Genomic DNA, 24186 nt, shown 5'->3' with positions numbered 1-24186 from the left:
AATCAAATCTTCTTAAGTTTAGTAAAGCGGCAACACATCTTGTGTAAGCCCGGAAAAAAGTTCTCCGGATTGATCAAAGAAGAGATCAGGCAATTGATAGTAAGCATCTCCCATAGATACGACTTTTAATTCAGGAATGATATACATGCCCATATAGGTTCCATCGTTAAGATTGAACTTTAGCTGATACGATTTTCCTTGGGACTGCGCCTGGGCAATAGCTTCGTATTCTTTATTGCTTAAATCAGCTGTTTTTGCGCTATAGAGCCCATCGATGAAAGATTCCACAGAGGCATGATCCGTCATTTTCTTTAAAACGTCATTCCCTACATGATTAAGAACATGGATTTCTTTTGCATGCTCTTTTAGATTAGACATATCTAGATATTCCTTAGCTGTCACTATAGAATCGTTTGTCTTCGCCACGATTTCTGCCAAATAATAATGTCCCTCATACTTAACAGCAATACGGAATTGGGATGGGTACGTCGGGATTTCATATAGCTTACCTCCGACTGCGAACGTAGATGCATAATCCTTTTCTACATCTTTACTTCCATCGTCCTTCCCGATCTCTTGGTTGATATCAAAATCTATGCTTCCAAGTGACTTTTCAGGCTTCATTCCTGTGAACTTAAACTGAGCACCATCACCCACGAATGCATAACGAAATCCATTGTAATTTAAAATCTTCCGAACTCCGTTGGGAGCTGAGACTGGCGTTTGCTGCGAGATTTGTGGTGAATTAGTAAATGATGGCTTCAAAGGAGATGTGTAAACGGCCACTCCTAACACCAATACAGCACAAGCGGCCAATGATCCCCACTTCGCAAATGTTCTCTTTTTAGTGCGCCTCGCCGTGTCGGCCTTTTCCACCAGATTGCCGTCTACATAACCAATAGTCTTAAATAGATCTTTATTATTCATAGGATATAGCCCTCTTTCATAAGGTATAATTGGAGTTTTTTTCGTGTTCTAAAAAGGATGGATTTCGTATTACTCTCACTTATTGAAAATCGCGTTGCGATATCAGCCAAAGAATCGGAGTACCAGTAGCGTCTCAGGAAAATATTCCGATGATCTTCGTTAATTTTCAGAAGGAAATTGCTTATGGATTCAGCCATTTGTTCTTCCTCGTATTGACTTTCAACATTGTCTGGCGAGAATAAACAATCATTTAATTCATCAAGAATCGTATCGAATGTTTTATTCCGCTTTTTGGCCATGTAATAATTGTATTTATTTAATGCGATATTCCGGGTGATCCTCCCCAAAAAAGATGAGAGCTTAGTAGGCGTCTTCGGCGGTATCGCTTCCCATGCTCCAAGAAAGGTATCGTTCACGCATTCTTCCGAATCTTCTAAATTAGACAGTATGTTATGAGCGATCTTAGTACAATAATTTCTATATTTTTTGGATGTTTCTTCTATTGCTTTTTCATTACGCGCAAAGTACAGCTGTATGATTTCACTATCTTCCACTCCATCACTTCCGTTCAGTTTGATTAAGGCCTCACTTATAAAGTAAGAAAAGAAGGGTTTTGGTTGCAAAAAAGTTTTATTCTTATGTAATAGTGCGGGAAATCATTTTATGTCTTCATAAGCTTCGACATTCAATGCCAATAATATGACGTGAGATCTTATCCTTTTGATTCTTAAGTCATCTTCATCGACCAATGTGCCTATTAAAAAAGCCGGTGTACCCTTTAAAGGGCAACACCGGCCAATATATTAAAGAGAACAATAGATGAATTGCAGCACCTTTCTATAGGGCAGTACTGCCCCGATAAGGCAATCGGTCTTCTGTGTGAAGTGACCATAGAACGCCGTCAACATACAAAGCATCCACAGCTTCATGATAGAAGCATAACCGCTCCGCAATTTCGTGGACTGACCTTCTTTTTGTTCAAATCATGCTAATCAACCACTAACCGTTTATTGTGAAATTCTATTTTGTAATAGATATCTTTAGCATCTTCTTCCAGTGTACCTGCTCCAACTGGTGGATGGTCGAGTAATTGGGTAGTTCCATTAAGACTTTGTCCTGATCTCCCTGTCTGTAGATAATAGAGTAATTACTCTGAAAGGTCTGAGCACACTCTTGTCCCATCGTACTCGATACGACCAAATGCCCAAGTTCTTCTCAACCTTTGGCTATCATCAATAATATTTCCTTTTCCGTTTGCTGTTCCGCCCGAATTGATTGATCCTCATTTACAGCTGGGGTAAAAATGCTCAATTTACAGTCTAGTCCGTATTTATAATTGTTTTTATAAACCAAGGCTTAATCAATGGTAATACCACAGCTGGTTGCATCGCTTTTGTATGATCCATTTGGGTTCCCGTTAGGATTTCAACATCCCAACCTAAATCACACAGCTTCGTCGTATTCTTCTTTAATATCCCAGCAATATCAACGGTAACATTCCCAAAATTCTCACCATATACGATAGTATCATTTTCTCCTGCAAAAGCTAATTTAGGAAGACTAAGCAAATGGTGAATACTACGATCATCAAAAGCAGTGAGGCTTTCGTATAAGGCAACGAATTGAGCTGTTACACGGGTATCCATAGATACCTTGATGTTGTCCCAGTCTATCTCATCAGGATTCTCTGTTTCAAAAGAGCTTATTTCAGCTGCCTCATTTTGATTATTCAAAGCTTGGGTATGTGTTTTGTGAGTTACAATCATCATCTCTTGATAGGGACCATTATAAGGCGGAAAACCTCCCATGACCAAGCCTTCCAGACGATTTGTTCTGACAGCCAATTGTAGTCCAATTAAAGCTAGCCAAGAATAACCGTAGTAGCTGAAGTTCTTAATGTTCATTTCATCAGCAATGAGGAGAAAATCCTTCACAATATGCTCTGCGGTTAAGTTGTCGACTGGATGTTGAAAGAGATAACCCTCATAATCAAAATAAAGCACTTGAAACGTATCCGCGAGACCTTCAACAAAATGTTTACCTAATTCAGGATCTACGCCCCATAGCTTTAGATTTTCTGCCTCCTGATTGTACACGGATTTTTTAGCGATAGGTAACATAATGGTTGGACGATCTGAGACACCCGTTAATCCTACTTCTATTGTTGATTGATTTGATAATCGTATGTTCTTTTTCAAACAATCCTCTCCTTACTGTTTTATAAAAATATCATATAACATTCATGCAATCTTTCGGTTTATCCCATTCTAGGCCTTGATATATCTTGATAAATTAGATTTAATGTTGTTGTAGCACTTGAAGGTTTTACTTTAATGTATGGGGCGATAGCGACTATGGATGATATTTACACACCTACAATGATAGCTAAGAAATTAAATGTAAGTACTACTACGTTAAGAAGATACGAAGATCAAGACTTAGTTCCCGATGTCCCGAGGACTGCTAGCAATCGCAGATGTTACACATCCATCCATGTTCAAGCTTTTATAACGATTCGTGTCCTTTTGCAAGGATATGAGATTCCAGTGGTGTACGATGTGATGAGAAAGATTAAAGCCGGGCAAATTGAACATGCACTTTGGACAATCAATCAAGAACAGCATAATACACAATTAGAAAAGCTTAGGTTAGAGGAAGTGTTACGCATGTTCCGAAACGCAGATTTATCAAAATACAAAGATTTCGAGGTAACAAATGCAATGACTATTGGTGAGGTTGCACAAATGGCAGGCGTTAAGCCATCAGCCATTCGACATTGGGAACAAGAAGGCCTTATTACTTCTAACAGAAACAAAGACAACGGCTATAGGCTCTATACTCTAACGGAATTAAGAAAGATTATACTGATCAGCAGTTTAAGGAAGACCGTGTATTATATCGAGAACATGAAACAACTCCTGAATGAAATAGAGACACAAAACTATAAAAAAGTTGAAATGTCCTTCGAGCTTGCGCTTCAAAAACTAAATAGCCAATTAATGAAGCAGTTTTTAGGGATCACTGAGCTTATGAAATATGTGAAATACTATTGAGGAAGCTAGATTTTTTAGGGACATAATCACGCTTCCTTAAAATCATTTATAAGTACGCAAAAAATTCCGTCCCTTAAAGGACGGAGTTGATTCCGTTAGATTAACAATCTAGATTTATACACGCCGTGACTGCTTATCTAATGTCCATGAGCAAGGATATTGATAAGTTTGCCAAATGGATCGCGGACATAGAATCGCCGAACTCCCCAAGGCTCATCAACAGGTCCATATTCTATCTTATATCCAGCACTTTTCATTCTTTCAAACACCACATCGACATCATCAACTTCAATCGATAGATCAGGTGTAGGCGTATTGGAGCCGCCCTGTGAGGCAAAGCTTATTTGAATGTTTTCCTTTCCGGGTAAGCCGTATGTTTCAATCCAACCATGATCCATCAATAAATCAAGCTCGAGTACGTCCTGGTAAAAGCTTTTTGCTGCCGAAACATTCTGCGTTTTTATATTTGTAACAATTCGTTTTACTCTCATTCTCAGACCTCATTTCTAATGGTATACTTATTAAATTTTTTCAATTTTCCTGTCCGTTAGCGGAATATCCGATTTTTATATCCAATCTTCGAAATGCTCTGTTACAAACTGAATCTCTCTCTCATAGTGGGCCAAGTGACCCTCGTCAACCATTTTCTGAAAGGCAGGATTACCATTGGCAGCACCATTTCTCAACGTATCACACAGTACTATCAATCGTTGTATAATCCACTGTCGCAGATTACTTGAGACGGGATTTCCATAAGCTTCAAAAAACAAATGAATTCGCCGACGTCGCTCTACGGCATGTATTTCATATTGGTATGCTACTGTGGTTCCAGAAGTATGGTCCGGTGCGAAACTCGCAAGTGGAACAGATGTGTACAAGGTGTACGCAATGTCCCATATACGCGGACCTGGGCCTGCCATGTCAAAGTCAATCAGCGCCACAGGAGCCTCTTTTTGAAAAACAATATTATACAACGCTGCGTCATTATGACAGATCACTTCGTGTTCGGCATCGTCGGCATAGCTAAGCTGCCATCTGTCCTCCGTATTGGGCCTAAACCCTGTAGTCGCATCATGGAAACGACGCATAAGATGTGCCAAACCCACAAGCGTTTCGTCCGACCACATATACGGTTCAAGTATCGGATAATTATCCCCTGGAACTTCTCCGGAAATAAATGTCAATATTTCACGACCGGAATCATCGATCCCGAGAAATTTTGGTGCTCCCTCATAGCCCTGTTTTTCCAAATGTTCGAGTAGTTCATGAACATTCGGACTCCAATAACCCATAGGGCGGCGAACAGTGTTCGCCATACGGACAATATGATTTACATTACCGCCTTTTAACACTTCTTCCTTAGGCATTCGGTTCATTCCTTTTCATTTCAGTGCATTACCTATTGCAGATTTTTGACCTCTTAGCGTTGAAAACTCCCTCTCTAATAATAACAATATTTACAAGTTATTGTTTATAAAGAACAATTATAACTATACTGGCCCTTAAGATCATTGTTGACATTTGCTCATCTTATACAAATAATCTCCTTTTTAGATTCTAGATTAGAATTATTTGCTATAATATTCACATGAAAAATAATACTATCCTACATAAGCTGGCTATCATTCTACTTTTTATCAGCATTCTCTTTGGCATACGCTGCATTTGGATTAGCCTTTTTAAGGTTTCTGATAATGTTCCTGTAATTAGCAACGGGGTACTAGATTTACGGGGGCAGGATCTGAAGAAAGCTAACTTAATCAGACTAGATGGTGAATGGGGCTTCTATCCTTCGCAATTCGTTTCGTCCAAGTCTGCTACGATCCCAAAACCGCCCCAATATCTTCAAGTTCCTGGGAATTGGAGCCAAGCCTTAGGAAGCGAGTACAATTCTTCATATGGATATGGCACTTACCGTCTGCGCATTTTAGTAGATCCACTTCAGCAGCCTGTCGCATTGTGGATCAAACAAATATATTCCGCCTCTAGTGTGGAAATTAACGGCACCCCTATTCTTAATAATGGGGAAATTGCTCTTAATGCCGATACATATGTACCAAAAACCACCACATTTACAGCATCTTATTTTTCAAAAGACACGGCAGTAATAGATGTTCTTATTCATGTAGCAAACTTTGATCATCCCTATAAAGGTGGTATAAGCGGGCCTATTTACTTTGGCTCTGAGGAAATGGTTGACCGGACAAATTTTTATACCGTCGGATTTCAAATGCTTACTGCAATCATCCTGCTGCTGCATGGGCTATATGCCTATATTCTATACTTATTTAACCCAAAAGAACGTGCTCTCTTTCTTGTAGGGTTAATGACATTATCTGTAGCCGTAATCCTTTTAGCCCGAAACGACAACTTAGTTCTTTCATTGCTGCCGATTAATTACACTTGGTCATTAAAAATCCGTTTAATCGCTTTCTTATGGCAAAACCTTTTTATTCTGCTTGTTTTCAGGAAATTCACCTCTGGCGCCGAAGGCAACAAGTGGTTACGTGCTTACACTGGGTGTCTATTTCTTTATACCTTATTTATATTTATTGTTCCTGCTTATCTGGTCAGTACATCGATTCATTGGGGAATCATTCAGGTGTTTCAGTATATTCCCTTCATCTGGTTGATTTATAGCTTGATTCGCTTATTGTTCAAAAAACAAGATGATAAGGATGTTGTTTTTCTGCTGTTATCAGGTGCGGCGATCGTTTCTAATTTGTTATGGAATTTGTGGGATAGTAAAGGACACTATTCGATAGTCTACTATCCTTTGGATATTATTGCTGCCATCGTGGGTTTCTCAGCTTATTGGTTTAAAAAGTATTTCCAGAATGCCAAAGAGAACATGGAGCTAAATGAGCAGCTGAAAAAAGCAGACAAACTCAAAGATCAGTTTCTCGCCAATACTTCTCACGAGCTAAGAACACCGCTTCATGGGATTATGAATATCGCGCAAAATATAGTAACGAAGGAAAAGGATAGACTCTACGAGAGTAGCCGGCAGGATATGGAGCTGCTGATTACTATCAGCCGCCGTATGTCACATATGCTTGGCGATTTACTGGATGTTGTCCGTCTTCAGGAGCATCGAGTTATTTTGAAACAGGAGCCTATTTCAGTTCAATCGGTGGTCCCCGGAGTCATTAGTATGCTGCAATATATGATTGAAGGCAAACCCGTACAGTTATCCATGAGCATTCCAGAATCAATGCCACCTGTTCTTGCGGATGAGAAAAGAGTGGTACAAGTTTTATTAAATCTAGTCCACAACGCGCTCAAATACACCGAAGTAGGACTTGTTTCAGTGTCAGCTGAGGAAAAAGACGGTCAAGTCTTTATCTATGTGACAGATACCGGGGTAGGCATGACCAAAGAAACTATGGAGCATGTATTCCTCCCTTATGAGCAAGGTCCTCACGGAATAAATGACGGACGTGGGATTGGGCTGGGTTTAAGCATAAGTAGGCAGTTGGTCGAACTACATGGTGGTAGCTTGCGCATACAATCTGAGCCCGGCAAAGGTTCAACTTTCAGTTTTGCTCTTCCCCTTGCTGGTTCATATAGCGACCAGATAGTAAGGGAGGCTGAACCTATAACGACGTATACAGCAGATGAGATTTATAAGCAGATGGCTGACTGGGGGATTTCCGAGCAATCCAATCATCACGCAGAAAAAATCCCGCCGCTCCTTTCAGACGCAAAGGTAAATCTTTTGGTGGTAGATGATGATCCTGTTAATCTGAATGTACTAAAGGGGATTCTCGAAAATGAGCCTTATCTCATTACGACAGTGAACTCAGCCCAAGAGGCACTGGATTGGTTAGATAAAAAGAGTTGGGATTTGCTTATCAGTGATGTAATGATGCCGCATATGTCAGGATATGAATTAACGCAAAAGGTTCGCGCTCGTTATTCCTTATATGAACTCCCCATACTATTACTGACTGCCCGCAGTCAACCTGAAGATATTTACACTGGATTCTACTCCGGTGCCAATGATTATGTTACCAAGCCGGTGGATGCAGTAGAACTCAAGTATCGCATTCGGGCCTTAACAGCGATGAAAATATCCTTTAATGAAAGGGTGCGTATTGAAGCAGCTTATCTACAGGCACAGATTCAACCCCATTTTTTGTTCAATACGTTGAACTCTATTGCGGCACTCAGTGATATGGATACTAAAAAGATGCAAGAGCTCATTACTGCTTTTACTTCCTTTTTGCGAATCAGCTTTGACTTTTTAAATATCGGAGAACTTGTGAACCTCTCTCATGAACTAGAGCTGGTAGAATCTTATTTGTATATTGAACAAACACGATTTGCAGAACGAATATCCGTTGTTTGGCAAGTAGATCCGGACATTGATATCCTGTTACCTCCCCTGTCCATCCAACCCTTGGTAGAAAATGCTGTTAAGCATGGTCTGCTCAAGTATCAACAGGGTGGTACCATTTATATTCGGATCACACGTCTGAACAATGCTGTAAAAATCGAAGTGGAGGATAATGGGCAAGGTATGGATCATAGAACGCTCGCGTCGTTGCTGGAACCGACCATGAAAGCTAAAAGTGGCATCGGATTGGCCAATACCCATCGAAGACTGATGCAATTGTATGGTCAGGGCCTTTCGATTCACAGCAACCAAGGAGAAGGCACTTTGGTATCCTTTGTTATACCGGAGGTTGGTGAATAACTTATCAAATGAAAAAGCCATTCCTTAAGGAGTGGCTTTTTTCGTACGATATCTACATTAGAAAATAGTTGGTACCATGCCCCCATCCATACGGATCGGAGAACCTTTAAATGCAGAGGCATAGGGACTACATACAAATGTTGCTAGTCTGCCAATTTCATATGGTTTAATAAATCGCTGTATTTCAGATTGCGGTAAGTTTGTAGTCATGAATTTTTTCTCTTTCTCTGAAAAAGTTAACTCTTCATCTGAGTACATCTCATCAATGATTTGCTGCACATTTTCAGAAAGTGTTGGTCCTGGCATGATAGTATTGACTGTAACTTCTGTTCCTATTGTTAATTTAGATAAGCTTTTTGACAAAGATAATAGCATTGATTTTGTCATTGCATACTGTGGCATTTGCGCTGAGGGCATTATTGCTTCTTCACTGGCGATGAAGATCACTCGGCCATAATTGTTGTTTAACATTTTTGGTAAATAAAATTTTGTTAACCCATTTGCAGCAAGAACATTTGTACGGATGTATTTTTCAAATATTTCATCGTCAACGTCCTCATAGCTCATAATTTCATAAATCCCCATATTATTAACTAAAATATCGATATTGGGGTATTTATCAAATAAAGCTTCGCTTTGCTCCAAATTGACAATATCGGCAGTAGCATTCTGCGGAGAAGTTGCCGGGAATTTTGATTTAATTTCATTTACAGTTTGTTCTACCTTTTCATAGTTCCGTCCATTTATGAGTACATTAACACCTTCGTTGGCAAGTTCAAAGGCGATGGCTTTACCAATACCTTTCGTAGATCCTGTAATTAAGGCTGTCTTATTGTTTAATCCCATTTCCATATTTCATTTCTCCTTTTAATACGGCGCTTATTAGTGGTTTCTCAAGAACAGTTCTGTGCACCGGCTAGTATTTATACTATCTTACCGGGATTATTCAGTAACTAGTGTCTTGCGCCAAACTTCTTGTTTAACACGCCAATTTGAAGGAGTATCTCCTTCCCAAAGTCGGAAGGCACGGTAGAACGAGTTCTGATCTTCATATCCGATCAAGAAAGCCACCTCTTTAACATCGAGGGAAGGATCTGCTAAATACGCTCGCGCCTGCTCATGTCTAGCTTCTGTCAGTAACTGCTTGAAGCTCGTATTTTCTCCAGCAAGCCTCCGCTGTAAGGTACGAGCACTCATCCTTAGCTCTTTAGCAACGGTTTGAATCTCAGTTTGACCTCCGCTAAGGCAACGTTTCATAATCCATTTGACCCTTTCAGTTATTGAGTGACTGCTCTGTTGTTCTGCAAGTGTCCGATCTAAAACGGGAGTCAGAATCTCTAGCAACTCTTCGTTATACGAGATAAAGGGCAGCTCCAAATCACTTCGTCGTAGTGTTAAGCGGTTAGTCTCAGCACCGATCTGAATTCGACAGCCGAAATAAGCTTCAAGAACCTGTAAATTCCCTATGGGTTGTGAAAATTCTACAAACTGTGCTGTTATAGGTTTACCAGTTCCCCGACGCCCAAGCTCCACTAAAAACGCCAGAGTAAGGCCAAGCAGCAGAGGAGGACCGGAATACTCGGGATGCTGCCAATTTAATTCGATTGTACACAACTCTCCCTCCTCGATGATATGCAAGCTTTCTGGAGGGCACATTCGTTTATAGCGCACCATTCGGTTTAGAGCGTCACGATAATCTTTAGCATGATAAGTGGCTAAGACAGTCGGCGGATATTGTGTGGTTTCAAAAACAGTTGCTAGCTTGATGATTCCTTCAGCAGTATCTCCAATGAGATCCGAATATGCCTGCCAGATAGCGAAATATTGGGCTGTGGTGACTTCTGACTCTGTTATAAGGCTCAGCGGAAGACTTGCTTTACTGGCTATATCTTGGGCCGTTATCCCTAATTGAATTAATCCTGTCCAAAATCCGGGAGGGATTTTAATGGAGTCAGAGGTATGAGACTGCATCTATATGTACCTCCTTTAGCATAATCGAATGATCAAAGGGCTACCTCTCGGCAGCCCTCTCATGATATATCACTAGTTTCCCATTAGCATAGCAAGAAGAAGATCTCTTACTAATTCATTAGTTAGCGTTCAAGCAAGCACGGGCAAGAAGCTCAAACGAATGCAGCCGTTTCTCATAGTCTGGAATCATAGTAACGATAATGAATTCATCAATTCCATACAAACGAGATAAGTGTTCCAGCTTTTCTTTAATACTTTCAGGTGTGCCTATCAGCAGCTTACGATCCAAGAGCTTGGACCTCTCTTCGGCTGAACCTTCTTGTTGGAACAATGTCATACCCGATGAGGCAAGTCGTTCTGCCTCCTCCTCTGTCTCGGCGCAAATCACGCCAACAGCAACAATTGCCCGCGGAACAGATGAATTTGAAGTAGGAGCAAAAGCTTCTCGATAAGCCTGCAAAATCTCCTCCCCAGGTACATCGCTCATGAATTGTCCAAACACATAGCCTGCTCCAAACTCAGCAGCATATGCCGCACTCTTCTTGTTCGTACCTAGCAGCCACAACTCTGGTGATTCAGGCGGGATCGGGCGGGCGGTTATCTGACGTCCTTCATAGGAATAGTTCCCCTGTAATAACTCGTTGACTCCCTTAAGTAGCTCCGGCATTTTCCAGACATTTTCGAGAAAATTCCCGCTAAGCGCTAAGCTAACTTCAGCAGCACCGCCTGGAGCCCGGCCCAACCCAAGGTCGATGCGCCCCGGATACAAACTGGCCAGCAAATGAAAAGACTCTACCACCTTTAGCGGCTTATAGTGTGGCAGCAATAACGCTCCCGAGCCGATGCGGATATGCTGTGTTTTCGCTCCAATATGCGATAAAAGCACTTCTGTCGCTGTACACGCTAAGCCCGGCATATCATGATGTTCGGCAACCCAATACCGGGTATATCCCAGTCTTTCAGCAGTTTGAGCCAGTTTCACTGCTTGTCCCAACGCAAAACTTGCATCCACATTATCAAATACAGGCACGAGATCCAATAAGCTAAGTTTAATCGAAGTCGCTGTCATGGCTACGTCCTTCTCTAGGGTTCCTATAAAATTCAATCATATCGATAAAAGTAACCTTGTAATTACCGGTAACCGCAGCGAGATCATACATTTGTCCATCGCTGTCTTCTTTGGACGCGAATACAATATCATGCCGCAGCTTGTCCATAATCATTTTGCCGATGAACTGGTGCTCGTACTCTGCATATTTCTTTTTGAACTCTTCATTAAATTCCCACAGGTCTTGGTAAGATCGTTCAAGCATTGCATTTACCAAAGTCAGTTCTTTGCCCTCTTTTTGTACCGCTACGTAATAATTCCCTCGTTCATCCTTGATTAAGTCCTTATACAACTCAACGTTCAAAGTTAACGTCTCCTCTCTGATTACCTAATGGATAAATGTCCTGTAGAACTTATCCTTACAAGCTTGAAGTCAGTACTGTTGGCTCTGTAGTAATTTGTACGTTTCCTGCTACAGCTCTGGAGATCATACAGGAGTCTTCTGCTTTGTGGGCAATACGAATTGCTTTTTCAATATCGTCCTCTGACGCATCTTTAGTAAGTGTGATGATAGGTGAATGCTTGATCGCTTCATATGTAAAAATATTATTGGTTACATCCACTGTCGCCTCTGACGTTAACGTCAGGCTGGAAGTCGTAAGTCCTGATCGCTCCATCATAGCTGCAAGTGTAATGAGATAGCAGGTTGCCGCGGCACCCAGAAGCATCTCATCCGGATTCGTTCCAACTCCGGGTCCTCCCATTTCCTTAGGAATGGAGATTTGAGTCTTGAGCTGGCCCGCTTCAATTGTTCCGTCACTGTTACGACCGCCGTTCCATACTGCATTTAAAATAAATGGGTGCTTCATTTCTAAATGTCCTCCCTATGTGTATCATGCTGGAATTTAATTTTTCATCTGATACTTTACATGCTAACATAGAAGAATGAAGCGAACAAACAGGATCAGGTCTAGTTGTTAAACAAGTTTTTCAATAAATTAAAGTCAGGAGGCTCTATCATCATGATCAACGAAACGGATATCAAACATCTCAAGCGCTGTATTGAAATTGCCCAATCTGCTCTCGAAGCTGGGGACGAGCCTTTCGGCTCCATCCTGGTTTCAGCAAGTGGAGAAGTCTTGGCTGAAGACAGTAACCATGTAGGCGGTGGTGATCATACTCAGCACCCGGAATTCGCATTGGCCCGCTGGGCGGCTCAAAATATGTCACTGGAAGAACGCAATCAGGCTACTGTGTATACTTCGGGAGAGCATTGCCCTATGTGCGCAGCGGCTCATGGTTGGGTTCAATTAGGACGAATTGTATATGCGAGCTCTTCGCAACAATTATCACAGTGGTTAAGCGATATGGGCGTTGCAGCATCACCCGTCCGTAATTTGAGTATTCAAGAGGTTATCCATGATGCGGTTGTAGATGGCCCTGTACCGGATCTGGCAGAACAAGTATGGGAACTTCATCGGCAATTCCACGGAAAAAGACAACCATAGACTTTATCAGAATTCATCAGTTGATTCTCATATAAAAAAAGAACCTTTTAATAAAGGTTCTTTTTTATATCCTAATTCGTTTTATTATTCTTAATTATTTCACTGAATCAGTCAGGGAAATTAGTATTTTGAACATGAGGCGATTCGACAATGTCAATAAAGAAACATCTAAACTTTGTGGGGTATAAACTATAGTTGCTATATATACAGAGTCCTAAAGTTCTTATACCATTAAATTTGTAAGCGATTAACTTTATAGGAGGAAATGACTTGACAAAGCCAGTGCAACCTAATGAACCTCTCGTAACTCATATTTATACTGCGGATCCTTCCGCTCATGTATTTGAAGGCAAAATTTATATTTATCCTTCTCATGACCTGGATCACGATATGATCTCTAATGACAACGGAGACCAATATAATATGGAAGATTACCATGTTCTATCTATTGATGGAGATGGTTCCCCATGTATTGACCATGGTGAAGTGCTTCATGTGAAGGATGTTCCATGGGCTAAGCAGCAAATGTGGGCTCCAGATGCAGCATACAAAAACAATACCTACTATTTGTTTTTCCCAGCCAGAGACCATGACGATATTTTCCGAATCGGGGTTGCCACCTCAGCGTCACCTTCCGGACCATTTACACCTGAACCAAACTATATTCCCGGCAGTTATAGCATTGATCCCGCCGTTTTCGTTGATGATGACGGAAAATCGTATATATACTTTGGTGGTCTTTGGGGAGGACAACTTGAAAAATGGCAAACAGGCTCATTTATTGCGGATGCCGAGGGACCGGCTGAAACAGCACCAGCTCTCGGACCTATCGTAGCTGAGTTGAGCGAGGACATGCTGAGCTTTGATGGTGAGCCAAGAGAAATATCTATCATCGATGCAAATGGAAATCCGATTCTTGCAGGAGATGAAGAGAAAAGATATTTTGAAGGTCCATGGGTACATAAATATAACGGTTATTATTATCTTTCTTATTCCACGGGTACTACCCATAATATTGTATACGCTATCAGTAAAGATCCGCTTGGTCCTTATGTATATCAAGGAAAAATACTTTCACCAGTACTAGGCTGGACTACACACCATTCCATTGTTCAGTTTAAGGAGAAATGGTATTTATTTTATCATGACAGTTCTTTGTCTGGAGGTGCTGACAACAAGCGTTCTGTAAAATATACAGAGCTAAAATACAATGATGACGGCACCATTCAAACCATCCATCCTTAGTTTTATATTGAAAAGGGCTGCATACTGTAGTTCACAGGAGGGGAAATAAGATGCCAATGACACAACAAGGTGCTTATTATACGGGCGAATATCGCAATTTCTTTAAGGAGATTGGCTTTTCTGAAGATGAAATCAATACTAAACTCGAAGAAACTTGGAATGATTTATTTTACGGAGATCCGAAAGTACGAATCTACTATCCGCAAGACGAGGATAAAAGCTATATTCTAGATACAGGTAATCTAGATGTTCGGTCCGAAGGTATGTCCTACGGGATGATGATGGCCGTTCAAATGAATAAAAAAGATGAGTTTGATCGTTTATGGAACTTCTCCAAGACGTTTATGCAGCACAAAGAAGGTCGTTATGCCGATTACTTTGCTTGGCACTGCAAGCCTGACGGTACAAGGATTTCTCAGGGACCTGCACCGGATGGAGAAGAGTTTTTCGCCATGGCTCTGTTTTTTGCCTCAAAACGTTGGGGGAACGGTCCGGAACCTTATAATTATTCTGAGCAAGCCCGAACGATATTGCATGCTTGTGTACATAAAACAGAAACAGGAGCTGGCGACTCCATGTGGGACGCGGAAACGAAATTGATCAAGTTCGTACCGGAATCTACCTTCAGTGATCCGTCTTACCATCTCCCCCATTTCTATGATTTGTTCTCACTGTGGGCTGATGAAGGTGACCGTATATTTTGGCGTGAAGCGGCGGAAGCCAGCCGCGCATATCTTCACACTGCATGCCATCCTATAACTGGCCTTGCTCCCGAATATGCCAATTTTAACGGCACTCCGGCAGAACCCCAGCCTCATGGTGATTTTAGCCATTTTTTCAGCGATGCTTACCGGGTTGCAGCTAATATCGGTCTGGATTGGGCTTGGTTCCAAAAGGACATTTGGCAGGTAGAACAATGCAATCGGATTCAGGCTTTTTTCAGGAATATCGAAGTTTCCGATTACCGGCGTTATACCATTGAGGGACAGCCATTCGACGAACTGGCACTGCATCCGACAGGTCTTTTAGCGACCAATGCTATGGCTTCCCTTGCTTCTAATGGACCGGAGGCAGAGCATTTTATACGTTTGTTTTGGGATACACCATTGCGTACTGGACTTCGTCGTTATTATGACAACTGTCTGTACTTCTTTAGTTTACTGGCTTTAAGTGGAAATTACCGAATTTATTGAAGGAATGATAAGATGATTTTCACGCAAAAAAGAACCTTAATCATAAGGTTCTTTTTTTGCTTTTTAACATTCAGGTGCTCTGAAATTATTTAATAACTACATATTCCAAATTCACAAGTTTTGCGTAAGCAATAATTTGGTCTGTTGTAAGTGTCAATGAAACAACGGTGTGGTGACCGCCGCCATTTTCGATCCAAGCTTTAACCCCGTCTTGGAAGTTTGGTTTAACATTCCAAAGCACACGAGCTACTGGAAGGTTTGGAGCTGGAACAGTTGGTTCAAAGGCAGTAACTTCATTGATCAAAAGTTTGTAATGAGTGCCAAAGTCAGCCATAGAAACTACTACACCGTCTCCTGCTTTACCGTCAAATACTAAACGGGCTGGATCGTCTTTACCACCAATACCTAGTGGAGACACGATGATTTTTGGTTTGTTACTTGCCAAAGTAGGATCTACTTCTAGCATATGGGATTGAAGAATAGATTCTTGTCCAACCGTCAATTCATAAGTGTAATCTTCCATAAAGCCAGTGGATTGGTTATGGCTCATCACTTTAAGCAAGCGGTCAAGTGCTGCTGTCTTCCAATCGCCTTCCCCAGCAAAACCATAACCTTGCGCCATCAGACGTTGAACAGCTAGTCCTGGAAGTTGTTTCATACCATGCAAATCTTCGAAGTTAGATGTGAAGGCATTGTAGCCACCCTGATCAAGGAAACGTTTAATAGCGATTTCATAGCTTGCTTGAACTCTTACACTAGCTTCCCAAGCTTCTTTGCTGTTAGTACCATAATCAAATTCATACAGCTCTGCATATTCAGCGAACAAGGCGTCGATTTCTTCTTCTTTAACTTCATTGATGATTTGTACAAGATCACCAATACCGAAGTAGTCCACAGTCCAGCCAAATTGAATTTGGGCTTCAACTTTATCTCCTTCAGTAACACCAACGTTACGCATGTTGTCTCCAAAACGGGCAACCTTGATGTTAAAGCTTTCGTTGTAAGCAACGGCTACGTCCATCCATGCTGCAATTTGCTTTTGAACTTCAGGGCGTTCCCAATAACCTACAACCACTTTATTTTGTTTGTTCAAACGTGCATTAATGAAACCATATTCACGGTCACCATGGGCCGCCTGGTTAAGGTTCATGAAATCCATATCAATGGTTGCCCAAGGAATACTTTCATTATATTGCGTAGCCAGATGAAGCAATGGCTTTTGCAGCATTTTTGTTCCGCGAATCCACATTTTTGCAGGCGAGAATGTATGCATCCAAGTGATAACACCCGCAACCTCGTCACGGTAGTTAACTTCTTTCATGATGTTTGTGATTTTATCTGCGCTGACAGCCAAATCCTGCAATACTAGTGGGTATGGCAAAACTCCGCTTTTATTCAAAGCATCTGTCATTGTTTGTGCGTGTGCTTTAACTTCAGCCAATGCTTCTTCACCATAAAGATGTTGTGAACCTACGACGAACCAAAATTCTTTTGCTACTGCTGTTGACATATACATCCTCTTTTCGTTTTTTTATAGATTTGTTTAGTTATTTTTGTCCGTAATAAGCGTCTTTTCCATGTTTGCGCAAGTAATGTTTATCTAAAATACGTTGTGGCAATTCCTCGGCAAAATGGTTCAGCTCTCTTGCAAATAAATTCATTTTGGATACTTCATCCAAGACTACGCTGTTCATTACTGCTGATTTTGCATCTTTTCCCCAAGTAAAGGGTCCGTGTCCTTTAAGTAAAACACCAGGAACCGCCATAATATCTATTCCGCGTTGTTCAAAGGTCTCGATGATCACATTACCTGTTTCTGCTTCGTACCCCCGATCGATTTCCTCTTGCGTCAAGAACCTAGCACAAGGAATGGAACCATAGAAGGTATCTGCATGCGTCGTTCCCATAACAGGAACATCCAGTCCTGCTTGAGCCCAGATAGTTGCCCAAGTGGAATGCGTATGCACAATCCCGCCGATTTCGGAGTAATGCTTGTAAAGCACTGCGTGAGTAGGTGTATCGGATGAAGGTCTCATATCACCTTCAACCACATTACCATCGAGATCAACAACGACCATGTCACTGGCTTTCATTGTGTCGTAGCCTACACCACTTGGTTTGATTACGAATAAACCACTTTCGCGATCAATCGCACTCACATTTCCCCATGTATATTTAATAAGACCTTGTTTCGGTAATTCTAGATTGGCTTGAAAAACCTCTTCTTTAAGTTGCTCTAACATCTTGCTCCCTCCATTCTTACACTAAATTGTCGACGGCGGACTGTTCAATTGCCAGACCTTTTTTATATCGTTCAATAAAGGTATCAAACCCTTTTATGTCAGCTGCATCTGGATGGATTTCTTCACCCTTTACATCTTTGAACACTTTTTGATCGAGGAAGTCTTCTAAGCTCTCTTCCCCATTCTTGTTCATCATGTAAGAGGCGAGAATAGCCATGCCCCATGCACCGCCTTCTCCAGCGGTCGTCATTACGGAAACTGGCACATTTATTGATGCAGCCATCATTTTTTGGCCCACTACCGGAGTCTTAAATAAACCACCGTGACCTAAAATACTATCAATGGCAACATTCTCTTCCTTCATCAAAATGTCCATTCCGATTCTCAAAGCTCCAAATGCAGTAAACAAATGCGTTCGCATAAAATTAGCCAGATTGAATTTACTTTCCGGCGAGCGGACAAATAGTGGACGGCCTTCATCAAGCCCGGTAATATTCTCACCTGAGAGATAACCGTAGCTGAGTAATCCACCACCATCTGGGTCCGCTTCCAATGCTTTATTTAGAAGCACGCTGTACAATTTATTGGAATCAACTTTGTGTCCCATTGCTTCATAGAACTCGCGGAATAATCCGAGCCAGGCGTTGAGGTCACTTGAACAGTTATTCGCATGCACCATGCCAACTGGACTTCCGTTCGGAGTAGTAACCATATCGATTTCTGGATACACCTTGGAAAGTTCTTTTTCTAACACGATCATGGCAAAAACAGAGGTTCCTACTGAGACATTCCCTGTGCGTTTTCTCACGCTATTCGTAGCAACCATCCCGGTTCCGGCATCTCCTTCTGGAGGGCTAAGCGGAATACCTGCTTGTAAATGCAACGATGGATCCAGAATTTTAGCTCCCGTTTCAGTTAAAACACCTGCTTGCTCCCCTGCAACATACACCTTAGGAAGTAGTTCACTTGTCTTCCACGGATAACCTTTGCTCGCAACAAGTTCATCGAACTGCTGTATCATGGATGCGTTATAATTTCCTGTGGATTCATCAATTGGGAACATGCCCGATGCATCACCAACACCAAGTGCTTTATTTCCAGTTAATAGCCAATGAATGTATCCTGCTAGCGTAGTAACATAACGAATTTGTGGCACATGTTCTTCTTCATTCAAAATTGCCTGATAAAGATGAGCAATGCTCCAGCGTTCTGGAATATTAAACCCAAACAGTTCAGTCAATGCTTTAGCTGCTGCACCCGTTGTAGCATTACGCCAAGTCCGGAATGGAACCAGCAGTTTATTTTGTTCGTCAAAAGCCATGTATCCATGCATCATTGCAGAAAAACCGATTGAACCAACCGTTTGAAGGGTAATTCCGTAATTCCGTGCCACTTCTTCCTTCATTTCGCGGTAGGCGTCTTGCAGGCCTTTCATAATATCTTCCAAGTTGTACGTCCAAAAGCCGTCCTTCAACTGATTTTCCCATTCGTAACTTCCAGAAGCGATCGATTGAAAGCTAAGATCAATAAGTACAACTTTGATACGCGTGGACCCAAATTCAATACCAAGCGAAGTTTCTCCCTTATTAATCGCTTGTTCGATGCTTAATCGATTCGATATCACGTTTGTCACCTCTCTGATAGCGCTTTTTTAAAAGGTCATGATAAGAATTAGCTTTCTTAATTGACAGCTATAGTATAATTTTTTGTACGTACATTTGTCAATTGAATAGTTATATATACATACAAATATGGAGATAATACTGATTTAACTCTATATTATGTAGCATATTACGCTTTAAAAATTCTATATTTTTACAAATATCCATATAAAAAGAGCCCCTTTCTATTTATTTCGTAGTCATGCTATAATTTGTACATACAAATTTACCGAATTAACGAAAAACTTAGCGAACAAGTATGGAAAGAGGAATTACATGAAACCTAAGTATCAAGTGATCATAGATGATATTAAAAGTAAAATCCTATCGGGAGATTATAACGTAGGAGAACAAATCCCAACTGAATCTGCATTACAATCGATGTACGAAGTTAGCAGACAAACTGTTCGAAAAGCTATTTTAGAACTATCCAACGAAGGCTTCCTGCGAAGCGAAAAAGGCTCTGGCACATATGTCAGCAATCAATATCGATCAAAGAACAGCGGGAGTTCTCATAAGAAGACGATCGGTGTAATCACGACTTACATATCCGACTATATATTTCCCTCCATTATCCGCGGGATCGAAAGCCGAATGAATGAGGATAATTATTCTCTTCTATTGGCTAGTACGAATAACGATGTTGCGCAAGAAAAAAAGGCGCTGGAAATGATGCTGTCCTACGGCGTAGATGGTTTAATTATTGAACCGACTAAAAGTAATCTATATAACCCAAATATTGCTTACTACTTGTCGTTTAAAGAGCAGGATATTCCTATTATTATGATCAATGCTTTTTATGAAGAAATAGAACTGCCATATCTTTGTCTTGATGATGTGCAGTCCAGCTATCTGGCAACAAGAGAATTAATAACCAAAGGACACACCCAGATAGGGCTTATTGCAAAAATGGATGATTTGCAGGGGAAATACCGGATGAAAGGCTATATTAAAGCGCTCGAAGAAGCTAAATTACGGTTTTATCCAGAACAGATTTTTTCATTTAACACGGAGACAAAACAGACGCTTTCTACTGATTTAAAGGATTTTCTAAATAAAAATAGAGAGACGCTTACTGCTATTGTTTGTTATAACGACGAAGTCGGATTGGAAGTAGTCCATGCCTGCAGACAACTGGATATCACTATTCCCGAGGAATTATCGATTATTGGACAAGACAATTCCTATATCGCTAAGAACGCGAACATCAAACTAACCACTTTGACACACCCGCAAGAAACTATGGGACGAGATGCAGCGGATTGGGTCATTAAGAAACTGCAAGGTAAAAAAGACCTGCCCAACAACACTTATTATCAGCCTGTGTTAATTGAAGGTGAAACTGTTGTTGAGAGATAGTTATAATTTAAATAGATAAATAAATTTTTTCGTCTATACAAGACAAGCAACCCACCATTCATGGCTGGTAGGTTGCTTTTTTCATTTTGTCTCTACATTAAGCAGTCCGTCTCCAATTTCCGTGTTTGGAATATTTAATTGATTTCAAGATAATCAAGATAAGCATCCCATGTCCCGTTATCAGTAGTTACGACGAGCTGGATCTCTTGATTTCCGGTTCCATGACTGACATTGTTTAGAGTATAAACGGCGGGACTGCTTCCCCCGAAGTAAAAGGTACCCTTGGTCACTCCACCGATTTTCAAATCGACCCTCGCCATATTAGAGTTATTCGAAGCCCCGCGGAGTGAAAAATTATGGGTACCGGTCGTAAAATTCTGTGTGTATTTCACTAAATCATTGTTGGCGTATAAAGCAACTCCGGAGAATGGTGAACTTATATTTGAGGTATACTGACCACTTTTAATCATGTTTTCAGCTTCTATTTTTATGCTTGTGCCTGGATTTGGTGTAGAGGTTGGGTTTGGCGTTGAAGTCGGATTAGGCGTTGGCGTCGGGTTCGTACCTCCGCTACCTCCGATCGTAATTGTATTGCTAGTCACGGTAGCTGTCCCACTACTTTGATAACCCTCTACCGTAAGCGAAGTTTCATACATCTTCCCCATCGACATTCCTCTGCTCTCCCACGCTTTAAAGTGTTCACTAACAGATATAGTTCCGCTTGTACGTTTGGTCGTCCGGACACTCCAATATTGTTTAAAGGTTGCTGTGCCTTTAATTGAAGGTTGGTTGACTCTGGTAGTCTCATATATGTCATATGTTCCCCCATCAACGGTAATGGTTCCTTTAGACGTTCCACCAGGCGGACGCCAGCTCCCCCAGCTATCAACGATGTAATATTCGATTAGTGGATCAACGGTCCATCCGTAGACACATAAATACGAATTTCCGTTTGGTTGGTAGTTGGCACTGTAGTTCACAGTTATGTTTCCAATTTGCTGGTGTGTCTGGGTCTCATCGAACTTCTTACCTTTACGGAACAGAGCATTTCCGATGTTGCTCCACTGAGCACTGAATGTACCTCCACTATCAAGAGTCATACTCGTGGTACCGGAATCCTTCCATAGCTCATAGTAGTAGCCGTCTTGGGTGCCATTTTGATTAGATGTGATCGTTGTTGCAGCATTTACACTTACTGCAGGCAATGCAAGCATAAAACAAATAATGATTACTAAAAATAAACGCATTCTCTTTTGTTTCATTTGCTTTCCTCCTCTTGGTTATACTGCAACTAGTCTTACTAAGATGCTGTGCAACCCGTTTGATCAACCTCCTTTTTATTCCATATTTATTAATGTAAGCGGAAACAATAAGATTCTATCATTGTCCTAATTTTTTCATATGCATAAACTAAAGCTTATACCGTGAAAAGTTTAGATCTTATGTAGTTGGAAATAAACGAAAATTAAATAAGCTGCTTGCGGTAGAGTACCGGAAACAGCTTATTGACTAGATCATTTCATCATTACCTAAGAAATGGAGTCTTAACTTAAAAGAGAATTACCTTTCCGCCGTTTACTCACCACGACTAACACGAAAACCTTGATCAGGTCCCATGCCATTTGCGTCGAACTTGCCTTGAAAAGATATCTCGTTGTTGGTGATGTTACCGATCCAACCGCCGCCCTTCACAACTCGGAAAGAACCGACATCGCTTCCCCTATCCCCATACCAGTTCCAACACCATTCCCTTACATTCCCAGACATATCATAAAGTCCTAACTCGTTGGGCTGTTTGACACCAACTGATTTTGTTTTATTATTGTTGTTTACAATAATAGGCCAGTTCCATTCTCCCGATAAGTATTTATCTCCAGCGTTTTTCCAATACCATGCTACCTCATCTGCATTATTGCTTCCACTGTAGGTGTAACTCTTGCTTAACTGACCTCCAGCTGCAGCATATTCCCACTCTGCTTCTGTCGGTAATCGATAACCATTAGCACCTTCATTGATCGTTACGGTCCATTTTATATTATCGTTTTCACTCTTATTATTTGTATCTATTTTATTCTTATCTATATTGTAATAGGGTATTAAACCCTCTTTTATACTCCGCTTATTACAGTACTCAACAACGTCATACCAGCTAACCATTTCAACCGGCAAATTGTCGCCCTTGAATTCTGAGGGATTACTTTCCATTACCTCAATCCATTCTTTTTGAGTCACCTCATATTTACCGATATAAAAGTTCGATAGGGTTGCACCATTGTAGTTGGACTTTGTGTTTATAAAAGTCCCTCCCTTTACAAATACATTGTCATTACTCGTTTCAGGCTTTTCTTGTGAGCAAGCGCTGATAACAACTATTGTTGCTATAAATAGGAAACTCAATAGTTTTCTCATTAATTTATCTCCTTTGAACGGATAGGAAAATAATAAGTCGTGACCATGATCTTAGTAGTATGTAAATATTCTTTTGGAATAAATAAGGCCGCCGGTTGTGAGACCGGCAGTCCTTAGTATTATCATCGATTAAGCGGGTACAGTTTACCTGTTACCACACCGTTACGTTAGAGCTCCCACTACTTTGATATCCCTCAGTAGCTAACACTTGGTAAGCCCAACTACTTCCCAAATTCATTCCATATTTCTTCCATGCGTTAACGTGGTTGCTAAAAGTGATAGCAACATTGCTCCCAGTCGCTCTCTTCGACTGTCTTACACTCCAGAACTGAGTGAAAGTTGCTGTTCCGTCAATAGAAGGTGCGTTGGTTCGGGTAGTTGTATAGATGTCATATGTGCCACCATCACTGGTCACGGTACCTTTAAATGTTCCAGTTGGTCTATAAGTGCCCCAGCTATCAACGACGTAATATTCTATGAGTGAGTTTCTCGTCCACCCATAGAGTGTCAAATATCCATTACCGGACGGAGCCCAGACTCCGGCATTGTAGTTTATTGTCCTTGTTGGTGATCCGGTATTCCAGCCTTTACCGACAACAAAGTTCCCGGTGTTTGACCATGTAACACTGTAATTCCCACCTGATCCATTCGTAGCATTTACCGTTCCTCCACCATCAGTCCAATTTTGCCAATAATCTGTCGCTGCATTTGTAGTTGCTGCAAACAAACTAAAGCTCATAGTAGCTGCGAAGAATACAGTCAAGATTTTCTTATTCAACTTAAACATAATCTACCTCCTAAGATTTTTTTGATTACATACTACTTGACTGACCTCTAGCATTCCAAGTAATCGTCTTTGGTTTTCTTTGT

The 24186-nt window shown here is 41.0% G+C and carries 22 protein-coding genes; 6 read left to right on the top strand and 16 right to left on the bottom strand.

The annotated features are described in order from the left end of the window. Window positions 1–18: 18 nt before the first annotated feature. From ACDZ28_RS24005 to ACDZ28_RS23995, 3 genes are all read right to left on the bottom strand, one after another. Complete coding sequence (locus tag ACDZ28_RS24005) at window positions 19–927, bottom strand: hypothetical protein (RefSeq protein WP_375102947.1); 909 nt, start codon at window positions 925–927, stop codon at window positions 19–21. Continuing rightward, window positions 924–1550, bottom strand: coding sequence for an RNA polymerase sigma factor (locus tag ACDZ28_RS24000; RefSeq protein ID WP_375102946.1), 627 nt, complete (start codon window positions 1548–1550; stop codon window positions 924–926). The genes ACDZ28_RS24005 and ACDZ28_RS24000 overlap by 4 nt, the downstream gene beginning before the upstream one ends. Window positions 1551–2246: 696 nt before the next feature. Beyond that, window positions 2247–3125: an alpha/beta fold hydrolase gene (locus ACDZ28_RS23995; protein ID WP_375102945.1), complete on the bottom strand. Its 879-nt coding sequence runs from the start codon at window positions 3123–3125 to the stop codon at window positions 2247–2249. A 135-nt stretch (window positions 3126–3260) separates the two neighbouring features. On the opposite strand from ACDZ28_RS23995, the gene ACDZ28_RS23990 reads away from it, so the two are divergent. Further along, window positions 3261–3980 (top strand): MerR family DNA-binding transcriptional regulator, encoded by a 720-nt coding sequence (locus ACDZ28_RS23990; protein ID WP_375102944.1) that lies wholly within the window; start codon window positions 3261–3263, stop codon window positions 3978–3980. Between the two features lie 137 nt (window positions 3981–4117). On the opposite strand, the gene ACDZ28_RS23985 is transcribed toward ACDZ28_RS23990, so the two are convergent. Both ACDZ28_RS23985 and ACDZ28_RS23980 read right to left on the bottom strand, forming a co-directional pair. Further along, entirely contained in the window at window positions 4118–4471 is a 354-nt protein-coding gene (locus ACDZ28_RS23985; RefSeq protein ID WP_375102943.1) for a VOC family protein, read from the bottom strand. Between the two features lie 75 nt (window positions 4472–4546). Continuing rightward, window positions 4547–5347, bottom strand: coding sequence for a phosphotransferase (locus ACDZ28_RS23980; RefSeq protein WP_375102942.1), 801 nt, complete (start codon window positions 5345–5347; stop codon window positions 4547–4549). Between the two features lie 221 nt (window positions 5348–5568). Here ACDZ28_RS23980 and ACDZ28_RS23975 point away from each other — a divergent pair, with 221 nt between their 5' ends. Next, entirely contained in the window at window positions 5569–8679 is a 3111-nt protein-coding gene (locus ACDZ28_RS23975) for an ATP-binding protein (protein ID WP_375102941.1), read from the top strand. 57 nt (window positions 8680–8736) lie between these two features. On the opposite strand, the gene ACDZ28_RS23970 is transcribed toward ACDZ28_RS23975, so the two are convergent. The 5 genes from ACDZ28_RS23970 to ACDZ28_RS23950 all read right to left on the bottom strand — a co-directional run bounded on the left by ACDZ28_RS23970 (window position 8737) and on the right by ACDZ28_RS23950 (window position 12567). Continuing rightward, window positions 8737–9531, bottom strand: a complete 795-nt coding sequence (locus ACDZ28_RS23970) for an SDR family NAD(P)-dependent oxidoreductase (protein WP_375102940.1) — start codon at window positions 9529–9531, stop codon at window positions 8737–8739. Between the two features lie 90 nt (window positions 9532–9621). Beyond that, window positions 9622–10650, bottom strand: a complete 1029-nt coding sequence (locus ACDZ28_RS23965; protein WP_375102939.1) for a helix-turn-helix domain-containing protein — start codon at window positions 10648–10650, stop codon at window positions 9622–9624. A gap of 118 nt (window positions 10651–10768) precedes the next feature. Next, window positions 10769–11719 carry an LLM class flavin-dependent oxidoreductase gene (locus ACDZ28_RS23960; protein ID WP_375102938.1) on the bottom strand — a complete coding sequence of 317 codons (951 nt, stop codon included), beginning with the start codon at window positions 11717–11719 and terminating at the stop codon, window positions 10769–10771. After that, a complete protein-coding gene (locus ACDZ28_RS23955; protein ID WP_375102937.1) occupies window positions 11700–12062 on the bottom strand; it encodes a hypothetical protein in 363 nt (120 codons plus the stop codon). Before ACDZ28_RS23955 ends, ACDZ28_RS23960 begins: the two co-directional genes overlap by 20 nt. A gap of 55 nt (window positions 12063–12117) precedes the next feature. Beyond that, the gene (locus ACDZ28_RS23950) at window positions 12118–12567 is read right to left on the bottom strand and encodes an OsmC family protein (RefSeq protein ID WP_076121648.1); all 450 of its coding nucleotides are present in this window, start codon (window positions 12565–12567) and stop codon (window positions 12118–12120) included. Between the two features lie 153 nt (window positions 12568–12720). Here ACDZ28_RS23950 and ACDZ28_RS23945 point away from each other — a divergent pair, with 153 nt between their 5' ends. From ACDZ28_RS23945 to ACDZ28_RS23935, 3 genes are all read left to right on the top strand, one after another. Next, on the top strand, window positions 12721–13206 hold the full coding sequence (locus ACDZ28_RS23945; RefSeq protein ID WP_076121649.1) for a nucleoside deaminase: 486 nt from the start codon (window positions 12721–12723) through the stop codon (window positions 13204–13206). 270 nt (window positions 13207–13476) lie between these two features. Further along, a complete protein-coding gene (locus ACDZ28_RS23940; protein ID WP_375102936.1) occupies window positions 13477–14451 on the top strand; it encodes a glycoside hydrolase family 43 protein in 975 nt (324 codons plus the stop codon). 50 nt (window positions 14452–14501) lie between these two features. Further along, window positions 14502–15644, top strand: coding sequence for a glycosyl hydrolase family 8 (locus ACDZ28_RS23935; RefSeq protein WP_375102935.1), 1143 nt, complete (start codon window positions 14502–14504; stop codon window positions 15642–15644). Between the two features lie 85 nt (window positions 15645–15729). On the opposite strand, the gene araA is transcribed toward ACDZ28_RS23935, so the two are convergent. From araA to ACDZ28_RS23920, 3 genes are read right to left on the bottom strand one after another with little or no spacing between them, the layout of a single operon-like run. Next, the gene (gene araA / locus ACDZ28_RS23930) at window positions 15730–17154 is read right to left on the bottom strand and encodes an L-arabinose isomerase (RefSeq protein WP_375102934.1); all 1425 of its coding nucleotides are present in this window, start codon (window positions 17152–17154) and stop codon (window positions 15730–15732) included. A gap of 37 nt (window positions 17155–17191) precedes the next feature. Continuing rightward, the gene (locus tag ACDZ28_RS23925; RefSeq protein WP_076121655.1) at window positions 17192–17887 is read right to left on the bottom strand and encodes an L-ribulose-5-phosphate 4-epimerase; all 696 of its coding nucleotides are present in this window, start codon (window positions 17885–17887) and stop codon (window positions 17192–17194) included. 16 nt (window positions 17888–17903) lie between these two features. Further along, the gene (locus ACDZ28_RS23920; protein ID WP_375102933.1) at window positions 17904–19511 is read right to left on the bottom strand and encodes a xylulokinase; all 1608 of its coding nucleotides are present in this window, start codon (window positions 19509–19511) and stop codon (window positions 17904–17906) included. Window positions 19512–19824: 313 nt separating this feature from the next. Here ACDZ28_RS23920 and ACDZ28_RS23915 point away from each other — a divergent pair, with 313 nt between their 5' ends. Beyond that, on the top strand, window positions 19825–20907 hold the full coding sequence (locus ACDZ28_RS23915; protein WP_375102932.1) for a GntR family transcriptional regulator: 1083 nt from the start codon (window positions 19825–19827) through the stop codon (window positions 20905–20907). A 134-nt stretch (window positions 20908–21041) separates the two neighbouring features. Here ACDZ28_RS23915 and ACDZ28_RS23910 read toward each other — a convergent pair whose 3' ends face one another. The 3 genes from ACDZ28_RS23910 to ACDZ28_RS23900 all read right to left on the bottom strand — a co-directional run bounded on the left by ACDZ28_RS23910 (window position 21042) and on the right by ACDZ28_RS23900 (window position 24103). Then, window positions 21042–22169: a glycoside hydrolase family 11 protein gene (locus ACDZ28_RS23910; protein ID WP_375102931.1), complete on the bottom strand. Its 1128-nt coding sequence runs from the start codon at window positions 22167–22169 to the stop codon at window positions 21042–21044. A gap of 313 nt (window positions 22170–22482) precedes the next feature. Further along, window positions 22483–23316: an SUMF1/EgtB/PvdO family nonheme iron enzyme gene (locus tag ACDZ28_RS23905; protein WP_076121560.1), complete on the bottom strand. Its 834-nt coding sequence runs from the start codon at window positions 23314–23316 to the stop codon at window positions 22483–22485. Window positions 23317–23467: 151 nt separating this feature from the next. Then, window positions 23468–24103 (bottom strand): glycoside hydrolase family 11 protein, encoded by a 636-nt coding sequence (locus tag ACDZ28_RS23900; RefSeq protein ID WP_375102930.1) that lies wholly within the window; start codon window positions 24101–24103, stop codon window positions 23468–23470. Window positions 24104–24186 lie beyond the last annotated feature (83 nt).

The sequence above is a fragment of the Paenibacillus sp. RS8 genome (assembly GCF_041956825.1).
GTDB lineage: Bacteria > Bacillota > Bacilli > Paenibacillales > Paenibacillaceae > Paenibacillus_AQ.
This window is presented reverse-complemented; position numbering and strand designations above follow the sequence as displayed.

Excerpts from the sequence above, each read along its gene's own strand:
- ACDZ28_RS23965 (WP_375102939.1), bottom strand. The coding sequence starts at position 10,650 with ATGCAGTCTCATACCTCTGACTCCATTAAAATCCCTCCCGGATTTTGG.
- ACDZ28_RS23960 (WP_375102938.1), bottom strand. The coding sequence starts at position 11,719 with ATGACAGCGACTTCGATTAAACTTAGCTTATTGGATCTCGTGCCTGTA.
- ACDZ28_RS23970 (WP_375102940.1), bottom strand. The coding sequence starts at position 9,531 with ATGGAAATGGGATTAAACAATAAGACAGCCTTAATTACAGGATCTACG.
- ACDZ28_RS23925 (WP_076121655.1), bottom strand. The coding sequence starts at position 17,887 with ATGTTAGAGCAACTTAAAGAAGAGGTTTTTCAAGCCAATCTAGAATTA.
- ACDZ28_RS23900 (WP_375102930.1), bottom strand. The coding sequence starts at position 24,103 with ATGTTTAAGTTGAATAAGAAAATCTTGACTGTATTCTTCGCAGCTACT.
- ACDZ28_RS23990 (WP_375102944.1), top strand. The coding sequence starts at position 3,261 with ATGTATGGGGCGATAGCGACTATGGATGATATTTACACACCTACAATG.
- ACDZ28_RS23980 (WP_375102942.1), bottom strand. The coding sequence starts at position 5,347 with ATGCCTAAGGAAGAAGTGTTAAAAGGCGGTAATGTAAATCATATTGTC.
- ACDZ28_RS23910 (WP_375102931.1), bottom strand. The coding sequence starts at position 22,169 with ATGAAACAAAAGAGAATGCGTTTATTTTTAGTAATCATTATTTGTTTT.
- ACDZ28_RS23985 (WP_375102943.1), bottom strand. The coding sequence starts at position 4,471 with ATGAGAGTAAAACGAATTGTTACAAATATAAAAACGCAGAATGTTTCG.
- araA (WP_375102934.1), bottom strand. The coding sequence starts at position 17,154 with ATGTCAACAGCAGTAGCAAAAGAATTTTGGTTCGTCGTAGGTTCACAA.
- ACDZ28_RS23975 (WP_375102941.1), top strand. The coding sequence starts at position 5,569 with ATGAAAAATAATACTATCCTACATAAGCTGGCTATCATTCTACTTTTT.
- ACDZ28_RS24005 (WP_375102947.1), bottom strand. The coding sequence starts at position 927 with ATGAATAATAAAGATCTATTTAAGACTATTGGTTATGTAGACGGCAAT.
- ACDZ28_RS23935 (WP_375102935.1), top strand. The coding sequence starts at position 14,502 with ATGCCAATGACACAACAAGGTGCTTATTATACGGGCGAATATCGCAAT.
- ACDZ28_RS23945 (WP_076121649.1), top strand. The coding sequence starts at position 12,721 with ATGATCAACGAAACGGATATCAAACATCTCAAGCGCTGTATTGAAATT.
- ACDZ28_RS23905 (WP_076121560.1), bottom strand. The coding sequence starts at position 23,316 with ATGAGAAAACTATTGAGTTTCCTATTTATAGCAACAATAGTTGTTATC.
- ACDZ28_RS23950 (WP_076121648.1), bottom strand. The coding sequence starts at position 12,567 with ATGAAGCACCCATTTATTTTAAATGCAGTATGGAACGGCGGTCGTAAC.
- ACDZ28_RS23915 (WP_375102932.1), top strand. The coding sequence starts at position 19,825 with ATGAAACCTAAGTATCAAGTGATCATAGATGATATTAAAAGTAAAATC.